General features: G+C 73.2%; 8 protein-coding genes and 1 riboswitch. Of the genes, 2 read left to right on the forward strand and 6 right to left on the reverse strand.

Annotation, left to right across the window (positions count from 1 at the left end; all coding sequences use genetic code 11):
* Positions 1-76: 76 nt before the first annotated feature.
* The 5 genes from ACFVX9_RS18115 to ACFVX9_RS18135 all read right to left on the reverse strand — a co-directional run bounded on the left by ACFVX9_RS18115 (position 77) and on the right by ACFVX9_RS18135 (position 9,973).
* A complete protein-coding gene (locus ACFVX9_RS18115; RefSeq protein ID WP_380377891.1) occupies positions 77-1,519 on the reverse strand; it encodes a glyceraldehyde-3-phosphate dehydrogenase in 1,443 nt (480 codons plus the stop codon).
* 168 nt (positions 1,520-1,687) lie between these two features.
* Entirely contained in the window at positions 1,688-2,956 is a 1,269-nt protein-coding gene (locus ACFVX9_RS18120; RefSeq protein WP_387982458.1) for a TIGR02679 family protein, read from the reverse strand.
* Between the two features lie 2 nt (positions 2,957-2,958).
* The gene (locus tag ACFVX9_RS18125) at positions 2,959-7,080 is read right to left on the reverse strand and encodes a TIGR02680 family protein (protein ID WP_387982460.1); all 4,122 of its coding nucleotides are present in this window, start codon (positions 7,078-7,080) and stop codon (positions 2,959-2,961) included.
* Positions 7,077-8,363, reverse strand: a complete 1,287-nt coding sequence (locus tag ACFVX9_RS18130; RefSeq protein WP_380377897.1) for a TIGR02678 family protein — start codon at positions 8,361-8,363, stop codon at positions 7,077-7,079. Before ACFVX9_RS18130 ends, ACFVX9_RS18125 begins: the two co-directional genes overlap by 4 nt.
* 5 nt (positions 8,364-8,368) lie before the next feature.
* The gene (locus ACFVX9_RS18135; protein WP_387982462.1) at positions 8,369-9,973 is read right to left on the reverse strand and encodes a TIGR02677 family protein; all 1,605 of its coding nucleotides are present in this window, start codon (positions 9,971-9,973) and stop codon (positions 8,369-8,371) included.
* Positions 9,974-10,122: 149 nt separating this feature from the next.
* Between ACFVX9_RS18135 and ACFVX9_RS18140 the strand changes: the two genes are divergently transcribed.
* Both ACFVX9_RS18140 and ACFVX9_RS18145 read left to right on the forward strand, forming a co-directional pair.
* Entirely contained in the window at positions 10,123-10,593 is a 471-nt protein-coding gene (locus ACFVX9_RS18140; protein WP_063349744.1) for a GreA/GreB family elongation factor, read from the forward strand.
* A gap of 77 nt (positions 10,594-10,670) precedes the next feature.
* Entirely contained in the window at positions 10,671-12,938 is a 2,268-nt protein-coding gene (locus tag ACFVX9_RS18145; RefSeq protein WP_387982476.1) for an FdhF/YdeP family oxidoreductase, read from the forward strand.
* A gap of 43 nt (positions 12,939-12,981) precedes the next feature.
* Here ACFVX9_RS18145 and ACFVX9_RS18150 read toward each other — a convergent pair whose 3' ends face one another.
* Positions 12,982-14,295, reverse strand: coding sequence for a YhgE/Pip domain-containing protein (locus ACFVX9_RS18150; RefSeq protein ID WP_387982463.1), 1,314 nt, complete (start codon positions 14,293-14,295; stop codon positions 12,982-12,984).
* A 201-nt stretch (positions 14,296-14,496) separates the two neighbouring features.
* Positions 14,497-14,674, forward strand: a riboswitch (M-box (ykoK) riboswitch).
* The last annotated feature ends 174 nt before the right edge of the window (positions 14,675-14,848 follow it).

Consider the following 14,848-nt stretch of genomic DNA (forward strand, 5'->3'; position numbering starts at 1 on the left):
GTGGGGGGGGTGTTTTTTTTTTTCCCCCCCCCCCTCCCCCCCCGGAACTGCCGGAACTACCTGAACTGCCGGAGGATCAGACCGCCGGGGCCGGGTAGGTCGGGAACTCGACGCCCGAGACGTACTGGACGACCCGGATGACCTGGCAGGAGTAGCCGAACTCGTTGTCGTACCACAGGTAGAGGATCGCGTTGTCGCCCTCGACCTTGGTGGCGCCGGCGTCGACGATCGAGGCGTGGCGCGAGCCGATGAAGTCGCTGGAGACCGCGTCGGGGGAGTCGATGAAGTCGATCTGACGCTTCAGCGGCGAGGTCAGCGAGACGTTGCGCAGGTAGTCGAGGACCTCCTCGCGGTTGGTCTCGCGGGCCAGCTGCAGGTTGAGGATGGCGATCGAGACGTCCGGCACGGGGACGCGGATCGAGCTGCCGGTGATCTTCGCCTGGAGGTCCGGGAGGGCCTTGGCGACGGCCGAGGCGGCGCCGGTCTCGGTGATCACCATGTTGAGCGGTGCCGAGCGGCCGCGACGGTCGGCCTTGTGGTAGTTGTCCAGCAGGTTCTGGTCGTTGGTGAACGAGTGGACGGTCTCCACGTGCCCGCGCAGCACGCCGTACTCGTCGTCCATCGCCTTCAGCGGCGGGACGATGGCGTTGGTGGTGCAGGAGGCGCAGGACAGGATCTGCTCGTCGGGCTTGATCGTGTCGTGGTTGACGCCGTGGACGATGTTCGGGACGTCGCCCTTGCCCGGCGCGGTCAGCACGACCTTGGCGATGCCGGGGCGCAGGTGCTTGGACAGGCCCTCCCGGTCGCGCCAGCGGCCGGTGTTGTCGATCAGGATGGCGTCCTTGATCCCGTACTCCGTGTAGTCGACCTTGGTCGGGTCGTCGGAGTAGATCACGGTGATCTCGTTGCCGTTGGCGATGATCTTGTTGTTCGCCTCGTCGACGGTGATCGTGCCCTGGAACTGGCCGTGGATCGAGTCCCGGCGCAGCAGCGAGGCGCGCTTGACCAGGTCGTCGCCGCCGCTGTCACGCACGACGATGGCCTTCAGGCGCAGGCCGTTGCCGGAGGCCTTCTCGATCAGCAGGCGGGCGACCAGGCGGCCGATCCGGCCGAAGCCGTAGAGGACGACGTCGCGGGCGTCGCGGCGCTCCAGCTTGTTCTCGCCGGTGGCGCCGGAGACGGCCTGGGCGGTGAACTCCTCGACCGACAGGCCGTGGTCGTCGGCCCGGTAGGTCGCGGCGAGCATGCCGATGTCGATCTGCGAGGGGCCGAGATCCAGGGTGGTCAGCGCACTCAGGAAGGGCATCGTCTCGGTGACCGAGAGCTCCTCGCCGGCTATCTGGCGGGCGAAGCGGTGCGTCTTCAGGATGCTGACCACCGACTTGTTCACCAGGGACCTGCTGTGCAGCAGGACGGTCACGTCCCGCTCGCGGTGCAGTCGCCCGATGATCGGGATCATCGACTCCGCGATCTCCTCGCGGTTCTTCCAGTCCGTGAACACGTCGTCGTTGACAGTCACAAGTCCATCTTTCGAGCTGAGGGTGTTGCGCACATGGTAGCTTCGCCCGCCCCCGCCCCTTCCGCCGGTCCCTCCCCCGCCCACTTCGCCCGAGCCCCCGACCTGCACTTTCGCCCGCTCACCCACCCCCAGAGGTGATCACCGCCACCCTGCGGCCCCGCTCGGACCTCACCGCGCGCCACCCGGGCCGACGGCCGTGGGTGGGAGCGCCAGGTCGGCGAGCAGGCCGTCCAGGACCAGCTCCTCCTCGATCCGGCGGCCGGCCGCGAGCAGTGACGCGCGCAGGGCCTGGTCCCAGGGAGCGTCCGTCGGGGTGCCGGTGAGGGCCGCGGTCGCGGGGTGCGTGTCGAGGGCGGTGCGGTAGTCGGCGGCGGTGTACCGCCACGGGGTCCAGGGGACGTGGGACAACAGCCGGGTGGCGATGCGCAGGCCGCCCCAGTCGAAGTCCCCGTGGTAGCGCAGCGTCCATCCGGTGTCGGCGTAGAGCCTCAGCAGGCGCAGGGCGGCCGTACTGGGCTGGCCCTGGACGCAGACCAGCGGTGCGCAGTCGGGGCCGAGTCGGTCCGCGGCCGCCAGGACGACGGCCGGGTTCTCGCACACGTACGCCGTGCCGCCGCGGGGCGGGCGAGGGGCGTCGCGGACGAGTTGCCGGAGCGTCAGCACGGCGGGCTGGCCGACCGATCCGAGTGCGGCGAGGGCCCGTCCGGTGGCGGTGTCCCGGTCGCCGGGGAGGTTGAGGGCGATGACCTGCGACGAGAGCTCGTCGAGCAGGAGCCCCGCTGCCGCCCAGGTGTCGCGCCGCGCCTGGGCGCCGTCGCCGGGCGGAGTACCGGTGAGGGCCCGGACGGCGTCCAGCGTGAGGGTGGCCAACGGGCCTTGGTCGAGGGCGTGGGCGTCACCGGTGTGTTCGGCGGCGAAGGTGCTGAGCGAGCGCGGCGGCGATGCCGGCAGGTGCGGCAGCAGGCGGGCCAGATCGGCGAGCAGCGGTGCGGCCTCCTCGGGGCCGCGGGCCAGCCGGCGGACGAGGCCGGTGGCGTGCAGGGAGGCGTACCAGTCGGCGAGTTGGGGGCGGGCGGCCACCACGGACGCGAGTGGGGCGAAGGCGTGCTCCCAGGCCAGGGCGAGCCGGTCGGCCGCTTCCTGTCGGGGTACGACCGGCCCGGTGAGCGCGACGACGGCGGCGGCCAGCCCGTCCGGGCTGGCGCCGCTGGCCCGCAGCACCCGGTCGACGGCGGCGAGGGACACGGAGAGCGAGCGCCCCGGACGCGGCGCGCGGCCCAACAGCCGGGTGACGGCGGCCCGTTCGGCGTCGGCCGCACCGGCCAGGGTGACCGTGCCGTCGAGTGGTCGGGCCGCTTCCATGCGGCGGCGCGCCCGGTCGAGCAGCCAGGTGAGTTCGGGTGCGCCGATCAGGCGCTGGAGCCGGGGCACGTCCATGGTCAGGAGAACACGCCTTCCTGCCGCTGGCCCGGCACCTCCGCGTCGGCCACGCGGGAGCGCCGGCGGCCGTCCCACTCCCAGCGGGTGACCAGGACGGCGGCGATCTCGTCGACCCGGGAGAGCTGGGCGATGGCCAGGCCCGGGACCTCCGGGTAGCAGCCCCATTCGCGCTCGGAGGTCATCACGACGTCCAGGTCGAAGGCGGTGAGCAGGCCGAGCGACTTGGCGCGGGAGTCGTCGTCCACCCCGGCGAACGCCTCGTCCAGGGTGACCAGGCGCGGCGCGTACGGGCTTCCGGCCGAGGCGTAGTGCGAGGAGGCGGCGGCGAACAGCGGGAGCGAGACGGAGAGCACCCGCTCGCCGCCGGAGGCCGGGCCGGTGGCGGACTGCCACTTGCCGTGCTGGTGGCGCTCGATGCCGAACTCGTGCCAGGAGCGGTAGTCCAGGGCCGCGGTGAGGTGCTCCAGCCAGGTCCCGGACGGGTTGTCGGTGCGGGCGCGCTCGATCTGCGCCTGGAGGAAGTCGCCGAGGGCGGCCCGATCGGCGGCGGTCCAGGCGTCGGAGGACTGGCGCAGGAGGCGGTCACGGGCGGCCGCCAGGCCGCCGGGAGCGTCGCGGGCGGGCCGCCACACCAGCCGGAGCAGCATCCCGGTGCTGGTCGGACGGTCCTTGAGCTCCCCGTTCATCCGCAGGACCTGGTGCTCGGCGGCGCTGACGAGTTCCTGAAGGGTGCCGGCCACCTCGGTGATCAGGTGGTTCTCCAGGATCTCCTGCTCCCGGGCGGAGAGCAGCCGTTGCCGGTCGGCGACCTCGGTGGCCAGGGCGGCGGCCAGCTCGGGGACGGAGCGTTCGCGGCCCTGGAAGACGATGTCGACGACCAGGCCCTCCTCCAGCATCCGGGCCGCCGCGCTGTGCCCGTGGCGGGCGAGGGCGTCGGAGAGTTCCTTGAGCTCTTCGGTGATCCGGCGCTGAACGCGTTCCCAGGCCGGGTCGGCGTCGTCGACGGATTCCAGTTCGCGCTCGACGGCCCGGGCCAGGCGGACGGCCGGCTCGGGGGCCCAGGAGTCGCCGGCGTGCTCCTCGGCAAGGTCTGGCAGGGCGACGACGAGCAACCCGGTGGCGGCGAAGCGGCGCAGCGCGTCGATCGCTTCGGCGCGGGTGCGGGCGGTGTCCTCGATCTCGATGCGGACCCGGGTCCGCAAGGCGTCGGCGGCGGCCTGGCGGCCGGTGGCGGCGTTCTGCTCCCGCCGGGTGGCGCGCTCGCCCTCCTCGCATCCCCGCAACGTCTCTGCCACGTCGGCGAGTTGGCGTTGAAGCTCGGCGACGGCGGCGCCGACGGTGGCGGCGAGCGTCTCGTGGCGCTCCCCCGCCGTGACGGCCTCCCGCGCCGCGTCGCGCGAGCGCTCGGCCAGCTCGGTGACGCGCTCGGCGGCCCGGCCGTGGTCGACGGCCTCGGCCGCCAGCGCGGTCCGGGCGGCGCGGGTCTCCCGCACGGCGGGCCAGAGTTCGGCCAGGGTCTCCCGGTAGGAGCCGAGGGCCTCGCGGGCCTGCCGCAGACCCGCACCGGTGGCGGGCAGGCCGAGTTCCCCGGCCAGGTCGTGCAGTTCGGCGGTGGAGTGCTCGGCAGCGGCGGCGGCCTCGGCGGCGATCCGCTCGGACTCCCCGCGGCGCTCGGCGGCGCGCGCGTGCTCACGGTGGGCCGCCGTCGCCACGGCGTGCGCACCGCGCAGGGCGGCGTCGTCCGGCAGGGCCGCCTGCTCGGCCGCCAGGGTGCGGACGTCCGCCTCCACCCGCGCGGAGCGGTCCGCGAGGTCCGCCGACTGCTCCGCGAGTCGGGCGAGTTCCGTCTCGACGACGGCCGTCCTGGCTCGCCGGGCCTGCTCGCGGGCACCTTCGCCGAGGTACTCGGCGGCCGGTTTGGACCAGGCGCCGGCCAGCGAGCCGAGGCGGAACCGCCCGTCCAGGCCGATCCAGCTGCCGGCGTGGGGCAGTTCCTCGCCCACATGGAGCAGGCCGATGCCGGCGAGGAGCCGATCGACCAGTTCGTCGGGGAGAGCGGCCGCGGCCGGATCGGACCGGTCCACCGCCGGGCGCAGTACGGCGGTGAGCGAGGCGCCGTCCACCGGTGCGCCGACGGTGGCCAGGATGTCGCCGATGCCTGCCGCGGCCACCGTTCCGTCGGGAGCGACCCAGGCGTCCAGCAACCCCGAGGCCTCCAGGGCGGCTTCCAGTTCGGCGGCCTGAGCGGGCGCCAGGTCGTCGGCGACGTCGACCAGCTGCCACAGCGGCGCGCCCGGGCGGCCCTGTCGGGCCTCGCGCGAGCGGGTGTGCGGGGCCTGCGGACCGCGCCGGCCACCGCGCCGGAGTTCGGCGAGCTCGCCTTCCAGCCGGTCCCTGCTCTCGTCGACGTCCCGCTGCTGCGACTCCAACGCCGCCCGAAGCCGCGCGAGTTCGGCGCCGACGGTGGAGGCTGCCTGCTGCGCCGCCACCCGGGACGGGTCGGCGCCGGCCAACGTCCCGACCCACTGGTCCAGTTCGTCGAGCATTCCCCCGGGGTCGGCGGGGCGCAGCAGCCGGCATCCGGTGAGGTACGAGCGGACGGCCGCGAGGTAGTCCCGGCCCTCCCGCGCCGTGCTCTCCTCGGCCTCGGCCCGCAGCTCGGCCCGGTGGGCCAGTTCGCCGTCCGCGTCCTCCCGCCGACGGCGGGCCCGGTCCAGCTCCCGGATCGAGTCCTGGGCGGTCGCGAGGTGCTCCTCGACCAGCGCGATCGAGCGCTGGCGGCGGTCGGTGAACTCGGCGGCGTTGTGCTGCGCCGTCCCGGGGACCTCTCCCTCGACGAGGGGGCGGACAGCCCGCTCCGCGTGCTCCCGTTCCAGCCCGGCCGTGCTCGCCGCGGCCAGGGCCCGGTCCAGGACGACGCCCTGAGCACGCTCGGCGGCCTCCGCGCGGGACCGCGCACCGCCCAACCGGGCGGCGCACCGCGTCAGTTCCTCCTCGGCCCGCAGCCGGTCGGCCTCGGCGCGTTCGGCGTCCCGCGCGGTGCGCCCGGCCAGGGCGGCGGCCTGCTCCAGTTCGCGGGCGCTGCGCATCTCCGGACCGGCCCGCAGGGCCTCGTCCCTGGCCCGCAGACCGGTACGCCGGCGGTCCAGCTCCTCCAACCGGGTCTCGGCCTCGGCGAGTGCGGTGCCGGCCGCCTCGAAGTCCTGTTCGGCGGTGTTGAGTTCGGCCCGCAGCGCCTCGTAGCGGGAGTGCTGCGTGCGGGGGGCGCGGGCCTTGCGCCGGGCCGCCACCCGGGCGTAGCGGCGGTAGTGCTGGAGGAAGGAGCCCGCCGCGCGCTCGGCGGCGGCCATCACCGCCAGCTGCTCCTTCTCCTCGTCCAGTGAACGGAACGCCTCCGCGACGTCGGCGACCACGGCCTGGTCCATCGGCGGCAGCGACTCGGTCAGGGCCCGGGAGAGCGTCCTCTCGCTGGGCCGCTTCGACAGCTGCGGCTGGCGCAGCTGTACCAGCAGGTCGACCAGGGCCGCGTACCGCTGCTCGCCGAGGCCGAACAGCGCCTCGTCCACCGCGCGCCGGTACGCCCGCGCCGAGTCGTACAGCAGGCCCCGGCCGTCCAACGCCTCGGCCAGCCGGTCACGGCCGATCGCGGCGCCGGTGGAATCCACCAACCGCAGCTCCGGACCGATCCGCCGGTCGGTGACGAAGTACCAGTGGCGGGCGATGCCCCGGCCGCTGACCGCCTTCAGTCCGCAGCCGAGCGTGGTGTAGTGCGCGGTGCCGTCCTGGTCCAGGCGGCCGAACTCGATCCAGGTGTAACCGAGCCGCTCGGGGTGCGGGTGCTCGCCGCCGAGCAGCAGGTTCCACTCCATCCGCTTCTTCGGGTCGGCGTCCGGCTCCACCCGGTGCGGGGAGAGGTCGCCGTCCAGCAGGAAGGGCAGGGTCAGGGCGAGCACCTTGGACTTGCCGGTGCCGTTGTTGCCGCGGAAGAGCAGTCGGCCGTCGCGGAAGTGGAACTCCTCGACGTCGTAGTAGAAGAGGTCGACCAGCCCGACCCTCAGCGGCTGCCAGCGCGTACGGGTGGGCAGGGGCAGGGGCAGCCGCGTCCTGGCGGTGGTGTTCATCGGGTCCTCGCGCCCTTCGTGCGGCCGGCAGCCGTCTTCGTGTTCTTCTTCGGGTTCTTCCGGGGCGCACTCTGGCCCGGTTCCAGCAGGACGGTCTCACCGACCCGGTAGCGGTCCAACGCCGGCCTCGGCCGCACCAGGGCGGCGCCGTCCGAGGCCACCGCGCGATCCAGCAGCCCGAGCGCGGTCAGCCGGTCCACGGCCTGCTCGGCCAACTCCACCTCGGCGCCGGGAGCGGTGGCGCTCCGCCGCCAGAACCCGGCGTGCTCCAGGGCCCAGCCGGCCACCTGCCGGTGCACGTCGGCCAGCGGGACGGTGCCGCCCCGTCCGGCGAGGTACTCGGCCACCAGCAGCGCCACATGGCCGTCGGTGCCGGACTCCGGCATCCGCAGGTCCGTCAGATCGTCGTCCGGGTCCACCATCGCCAGGCCTTCCGCCCTCACCTCCGCGACCAGGCCGGTGAGTTCGGCGACGCGCCGGGTCAGCGCGCCGCGCTGGGAGGTGAGGTAGGCGCTCTCGCTCTCGGTCAGTCCGTCCAGGTAGAGCACCGGATCGTCCAGCAGCCGACGGGAGAGGGTGTGCCGCAGCGCCCGGTTGCGCAGTTCGTCGCTGTCCGGCAGCACTTCGGCGTTGAGTTCGGCGAGCCGCTCCTCGAAGCCGTCCGCGCGCACCGTGCTCGGGCCCCGCCGGGAGACGAGCAGGACGGCCAGCACCCGGCGGTCCACGTCGTACAGGGCGTCCCCGGCCGACTTCAGGAAGGCGTCCTCGTCGCCGGCCACCTTGGCGAGCACGCCCCATTCCAGCAACAGCCGGACCACCGCCACCAGATCGGTGCGCTGCTCCCGGTCGGCGAGGGTGAATTCCACCCCGGCCGCGTCGAGCGCCGGATCGGCCGCCGCGAGCACCACCTGCTCCGCCAAGCGGCCCAGCGCGATCTGCTGCTCGGCGCGTTCCAGCACCGCCAGGCACAGACAGACCAGGACGTAGCGGCGCCGCGAGAACGGCAGGCCGGTGCGCTGGTCGCGGGCCGGATGCGTGGGATCGTCGGGCCGGCCCGGAATGCGGCGCAACCGGACCACCTCCGAGTCCACCGACAGCGCCCAGCCGGTGTTCCGGTCGAACCAGGTGCGCAGCTCCGTCGCGTACTGCCGCACGAGGCGGAAGTCGTCGGCGTGGGACCCGCCCGCCCGCAGCAGCGGACGACGCAGCAGCGCCCGGGCGGCTCGACGGACCTCCGCGGAACGCTGCGCGGCGAGCACGTCGCCCAGGCGGTCGTCACTCACGGTCGTCACTCACGGTCGGCCCCCACGGGATCGTTCTCGTTCGCCAGGTCGATGATCTCGACCAGATGTTCCGGGCCCCACAGCACGCCGTCGAGGGTGCGGATCTCGGCGATCCCGCCGCCGCGCAGCCTCGTCAGCCTGATCTCCATCGTCCCGTCGTTGGTGGTGGCCGCGACCGAATCCGCGCCCGGACGCCAGGCGGACAACGCGTCGCCGAGGAGCAGCAGGAACAGCCGGAAGGCCTCCCGGTCCAGTTCGTCCAGCTCGCTGAGCCGCACCTCGCCCCGGGTGGCCAGCCGGGCCCGGACCGCCGCCGTCTGCTCGGCCTGCTTGCGGGCCAGCTCGGCCAGGTACGCCTTCGCCTCGCCACGGTCCTGCACGGACCGCGACCGGCCGCGCCGCTCGTACGAACCGGTGCGGCGCAACTGCGGACTGATCCGCACGCCCGCCGCGTCGTACCAGGACGCGGAGGCGGGCACCGGCTCGGTGTCCCGTTCGGCCAGCGATTCCCGATCGATCGTCAGATGCCTCGCCGAGTACAGTCCGAACGCCGAGCGCCACAGCCGGTGCCGGGAGTCGTCGTCGGGCGCCTCGGCGAACCACCGGGCGAGTTCGCGGAAGTCCGCCGAGCGATCCGATCGGCCCGCCCTGCGCTCGTTCAACGCCTGGACCACGCTGAGCAGTTGGGGAATCGCCTGGCGGGCGGCGGAGCGCAGCAGCTTGGCCTGCGAACTGCGGCCCGGCACGCTGAGGAACCAGGCCCGCAATCCGTCCCAGCGGCCGGTCCAGCGCCGCTCCCCCGCCGCCAGCGCCTCGGCGGCCAGGTCCGGAGCGGCGTCGGCGGCCTCACGCTCGACGGCCAGGCGCAGCAGCGGCCCGATCCGCCCGTCCTGGGACGCGCCGAGGTGCTCCAGCAGCCCCGCGATCTCGGCGCCCCGGGTCACCAGGTCCTCGATGAACCGCTCCAGGTAGTCGATCAACCGCTGTTTGTAGGCGAGGAACACCTCGACCTCGGCCTCGTGCAGGTCGACCGTCCGCTGGAGCGAGCTCATGAACGCGCGGGCGTTCTCGGCCAGCCCCGAGAAGCGGTCCACCAGGGCGAGGAGCGCGAGGTGCGTCACCGCCGGGTCCGGTTCGTCCCGGTCGGCCAGCGCCAACAGCGCCCGCAGGTGCACGGCGATGTCGGCGAGGGCGACCGCCTGCAACTCGCCCCGCCGGCCGAGCGCCGCGTCGTACGCCGCCAGCGCCTCCTCCGCGGCCTCTCCCGCTCGGGTGAGCTGGTAGATGTACCGGGAGCGGTAGAAGTCCTCCAGGGCCGTGACCCGGCCGGTGTCGGGATCGGGCCGCAGGTTCCCCCACTTGGCCAGTCGTTCCAGCGCGGTGGCCACCGCCTCCACCGACGGTCGCCCCTCCGGCGGAAGGCCCAGGTGGACGTCCTCCGGGCGCAGGTGGACGGTGAACTCCTGCTTGGCCCGGACGAACACCCCCATCACCTGCCGGTAGAGCTCGCGGCCCTCGGTGGCGAGATGCGCGAACGGCCGGTATCGCTCGTCGGCTCGGTCGGTGTCGCCGACCGGCGGGCCCGCACTCGGGTCGTCGACGCTGGTCATGGGCGTCATTGTGCCGGACGGCCGTACCCGCCCGAACCGATTCGGCGGATCCGGGCACATCCGGCGGCCGGATTTGCCGGGGGTGCGGGGTGGTGGGGTAATGGAAGCGACCCGTGCTTGAGCGTTCCGCGAACGACCCGGGAGCAGCCATGACAGACGGTCCCGAGCCCATCAGTGCCGAGGCCCTGCGTGCCGTGCAGGAGGAGCTGGCCGAGCTGCGCGCCGAGCGGGCGAAAGTGGTGGGGACGCTGCGCGGGGAGGACGTGGGCGACCGGGCGGACGCGGCGGACGAGTTGCAGCGGGCCGACGACGTCGCCCGGCTGGACGAGCGGATCGCCGAGCTGGAGGCCCGGGTCCGCGAGGGGGCCGCCGCCGGGCCGCCGTCCACGGAGGTGGTGGGGGTGGGCTCCACGGTCACCGTGCGGTTCGCGGACGGGGTGGAGGAGACCGTCGAGGTGGCGGAGCTCGCCGAGGTGCGGGAGGAGACCCTGGTGACCGCAGACAGCCCGCTCGGGCGGGCGCTGCTCGGGCGGCACGCCGGGGAGACCGTGAACTACGAGGCGCCGAACGGCGCGGCGAGCGCGGTCGTGCTGTCGGTCGGCGGACGGCGGGCTTCGTGAGCTCCCCCGACGACCGCGCGCAGGACGCCCCCCAGCAGGACCCCACGCAGAACCACGCCGCCCAGGACGAGCCGGCCGTGGGCCCCGACCCCGTCGGGCCGCCGCGGTTCGCGCCGTACCACCACCCGGCCGCCGGCTGGGGTGCCGCGAAGAGCGTGACCCGCTTCCTGGTCAAGGAGGGCGCGTACGTGGACGGGCCCCGGGCGATCATGCGGATGAACCACGAGAGCGGCGGCTTCGACTGCCCAGGGTGCGCCTGGCCGGACGACACCAAGGGCCTGCACCTGGACATCTGCGAGAACGGCATCAAGCACGTCACCTGGGAGATGACCCGCAAGCGGGTCGGCCGCGACTTCTTCGCCGCCCACTCGGTGACCGAGCTGTCCGGGTGGAGCGACTTCGCGCTGGAGGACCAGGGCCGCCTCACCGAGCCGATGGTGTACGACGCCGGCTCGGACCATTACGTCCCGATCAGCTGGAAGGACGCCTTCGAGCTGGTCGGCCGCACCCTGCGCGAGCTGGACGGCCCGAACCGGGCCGCCTTCTACACCTCCGGCCGGCTCGGCAACGAGGCCACCTTCCTCTACCAGCTGATGGCCCGCGAACTGGGCACCAACAACCTGCCGGACTGCTCCAACATGTGCCACGAGGCCAGCGGACGCGCCCTCCAGGCCTCGCTGGGCACCGGGAAGGGCACGGTCGACCTCAAGGACTGGGAGGTCACCGACGCGCTGTTCATCATGGGCGTCAACGCCGCCTCCAACGCGCCCCGGATGCTCACCGCCCTCGCCGACGCGCACCGCCGCGGCGCGCAGATCGTGCACATCAACCCGCTGATCGAGGCGGCCGCCACCCGCACCATCGTCCCGCACGACTTCGTGGACATGGCGCTGTTCAAGTCCACGAGGACCAGCACGCTGAACCTCCAGCCGCGCATCGGCGGCGACATGGCACTGGTGCGCGGCATGGCCAAGGCGATCCTGGAGCAGGCCACGGCCGACCCCCAGGCCCTGGACCGGCAGTTCATCGAGCGCCACACCACCGGGTTCGAGGCCTACCGCGCGCTGTGCGGGGCCACGCCCTGGGAGGAGATCGAGCGGCAGAGCGGGCTCGGCCGGGCCGAGGTCCTCAAGGCCGCCCGGGTCTACCGCGACGCCGACCGCTCCATCGTCAGCTGGTGCCTGGGCGTCACCCAGCACGAGCACGGCGTGGACACCGTGCGGGAGATCGTCAACCTCCTGCTGCTGCGCGGCAACCTGGGCCGCGAGGGCGCCGGCCCGTCGCCGGTGCGCGGGCACAGCAACGTCCAGGGCAACCGCACCTGCGGCATCGACCACCGCCCCTCACCCGAGTTCCTGGACCGCCTCGCCGAGGCCTGCGGGATCGACCCGCCGCGCGCGCACGGCCTGGACACCGTCTCCGCCGTCGAGGCGATGCGGCGCGGCGAGGTGACGGTCTTCGTCGCCATGGGCGGCAACTTCGCGCTCGCCGCGCCCGACACGCCTTACACCTACGAGGCGCTGCGCGGCTGCGAGTTGACCGTCCAGGTGAGCACCAAGCTGAACCGCAGCCACCTGGTGCACGGCCGCCGGGCGCTGATCCTGCCGTGCCTGGGCCGCACCGAGAAGGACCACCAGCGCGGCGGGGTGCAGAGCACCTCGGTCGAGGACTCGATGAGCATGGTGCACCTGTCCGTCGGCATGAAGCGCCCGGCCTCCCCGCACCTGCTGTCCGAGCCCGCCATCGTCGCCGGGATGGCCCGCGCGGCGCTGCCGGACAGCGGGACACCGTGGGAGTGGTACATCGAGGACTACGACCGCATCCGCGACACCATGTCCCGGGCCCTGGACGGCTTCGAGGACTTCAACCGCCGGGTGCGGCTGCCCCTCGGGTTCCGGATCAAGCAGCCGGCCCGCGAACTGGTCTTCCTCACCCCCTCCGGGCGGGCCGAGTTCTCCACCGCCCCGCTTCCCGACGTCGTTCCCGCCCCGGGCACCCTGGCGCTGGGCACCATGCGCTCCCACGACCAGTGGAACACCACCATCTACTCCGACAACGACCGCTACCGGGGCGTGCGGAACCTGCGCACGCTGGTCTTCCTGAACACCGACGACATGCGCGAGCGCGGCATCGCCGAGCTCGACCCGGTCGACATCACCAGCACCGCGAAGGACGGCAGCACCCGCACGTTGAACGGCTATCTCGCGATCCCGTACGACATCCCGCGCGGCTGCGCGGCGGGCTACATGCCCGAGATGAACGTGCTGTGCGCGATCGGCGACTACAGCACCCAGAGCGACCAGCCGATCATGAAGCACCTCAAGGTCACCGTCACCAAGGCGTAGGAGGCGTAGGGATCAGGCGCGGCGCCTACGCCGACGACTTCGTCTACTCCGACGGCTGCGGCGTCCAGCGGTGCAGGCCCTTGCGGTCGTAGTACCGGGTCATCCCGAAGCCGAAGGCCAGGGCGAGCACCACGCCGACCGCGATCATGGTCCAGCCCCGGGCCAGGCCCGCGTCCGCCCGGGCGTCGAAGAACAGGATCGCCCGGATGCCGTCGCTGAGCTGGCGCATCGGCTCGAAGACGCTGAGGAAGCGGTAGAAGCCGGGCACCGCCTGGAGCGGGATGGTCGCCCCCGAGGAGGGCAGCGCCAGCGCGATGAAGACGAACATGGACACCAGCTGCCCGATCCCGCCGAACGCCGCGTTGATCGCCTGGACCCCGAGGCCGACGGCGAGGCTGGCGCAGTAGGCGAAGACCCAGAGCAGCGCCTGGTGCGGGGCGTCCATGCCGAGGACGGTGACGGAGCAGAGCATCACCAGGGTGGTGGTGAGCAGCATGATGCCGGCCGTCATGACCATCTTCAGCAGCAGGGTCTGGGTGCGGGTGATCGGGACGGTCGGGCGCCGGGTGTGCCAGGGGCCGAGCTCGCTGTCGCTGTAGCCGAGCGCGGTGTCGACGCCGTTGTGGATGATGTTGCCGCCGATGAAGCCGGTCAGCACGGCCAGCAGGGTGTAGTAGAAGGCGCTCAGGCCGAGCCCGCTGTGGGTGCCGATCGGGTGGCCGACCCGGGTGGTGACGGCGAGCGGGTCGGCGAGCAGCAGCCGCGCGGTGGCGCTGGTGCCCGTGCCGGAGCCGGAGCCGGCGGGACCGGCCGGCGGCGCGGCGGCGGTCAGCTCCTTGCCGAGCGCCAGCGAGGCCTGGTGGGCGGCGGACTGGGTGATCTGGGAGGCCAGCGAGGAGCCGAGGCTGCCGAGGCCGGGGTTGGTCAGCACCGTCAGGGTGGGCCGTTCGGTGGCCCGGCCGGTGGTCAGTACCGCCACGTCGGCGGTGAACGCCTTCGGGACGAGCAGCGCGCCGTAGACCTTCCCGGTGGAGAGCTGGTCCATCGCCTCGGCCTGGTCGACCTGGCGCCAGTCGACGGTGCTGCCGGGCGTCCCGGCGACGATCTCCCGGGTGAGCCGCGCGCCCAGGCTCTCCGTCCGGCCCGGCGGCGGCGGGCCCTGATCCGCGTTCACCAGGGCGATCGGGAGCCGGTGCAGGTGCCCGGTCGGGTTGAGGATGCCGCCCATGTAGAGCAGCGAGAGCACCACGGCCAGCAGGCCGCACAGGATGCTCGGAACGAGCCACAGCTTCGCGTGGCGGGCGAGCACGAGGGCCCGCGCCTGCCGGGGACCGTCCTGGGAGCCTGCGGACGCCATGCCACCCCTCGGATTCGGGCGCAACCTGGTGCTGCTGCCGATGCGGTGGGAAGTCGTTCCGTGGCGGCTCGGCGGCAAAACCCCACGTCACCCGATCCGCCCCGCCGTGCTCCGGCCGGGGCCGCCGGGACAGAAGGTAAAGGTTCTACCAAGTACGCAAGTATCGGCCTCCGCGCGGTCTATGCTTCTGGAGGTTTGAAGAAGGCACCTCGTTCGGTGAGGCTTCTTCACGGACACAGGCCACTGATCCGACGACGTCGAGAGACGCCCAGGGTTAGGACAGATCTTCCCGACCTAAGGGTTGATCCGAAGTGGCTTCCGGCCCGACCGGGCTGGACACGCCGTGGAGTGCCAAAGCTCTGACGAGTTGGGGTGAACCGGCGGTCGCTTCGCGCGCCGGCGAACTCCTTGCCGCGTCGATCACACGCACCACGGGGTGCGTCGACCGGGAGGAGGCGAGAGACATGGATTGCAGTAGTCCGGGCCACAGTTGCCCCTGCCCCCGCTTGTCCTCGCACACTCCCGGCACGCGGTAACGACCCTCCCTGCGCAC

The organism is Kitasatospora sp. NPDC058243 (assembly GCF_042882025.1).
Lineage (GTDB): Bacteria > Actinomycetota > Actinomycetes > Streptomycetales > Streptomycetaceae > Kitasatospora.

Excerpts from the sequence above, each read along its gene's own strand:
- ACFVX9_RS18140 (WP_063349744.1), top strand. The coding sequence starts at position 10,123 with ATGACAGACGGTCCCGAGCCCATCAGTGCCGAGGCCCTGCGTGCCGTG.
- ACFVX9_RS18125 (WP_387982460.1), bottom strand. The coding sequence starts at position 7,080 with ATGAACACCACCGCCAGGACGCGGCTGCCCCTGCCCCTGCCCACCCGT.
- ACFVX9_RS18120 (WP_387982458.1), bottom strand. The coding sequence starts at position 2,956 with ATGGACGTGCCCCGGCTCCAGCGCCTGATCGGCGCACCCGAACTCACC.
- ACFVX9_RS18150 (WP_387982463.1), bottom strand. The coding sequence starts at position 14,295 with ATGGCGTCCGCAGGCTCCCAGGACGGTCCCCGGCAGGCGCGGGCCCTC.
- ACFVX9_RS18135 (WP_387982462.1), bottom strand. The coding sequence starts at position 9,973 with ATGACCAGCGTCGACGACCCGAGTGCGGGCCCGCCGGTCGGCGACACC.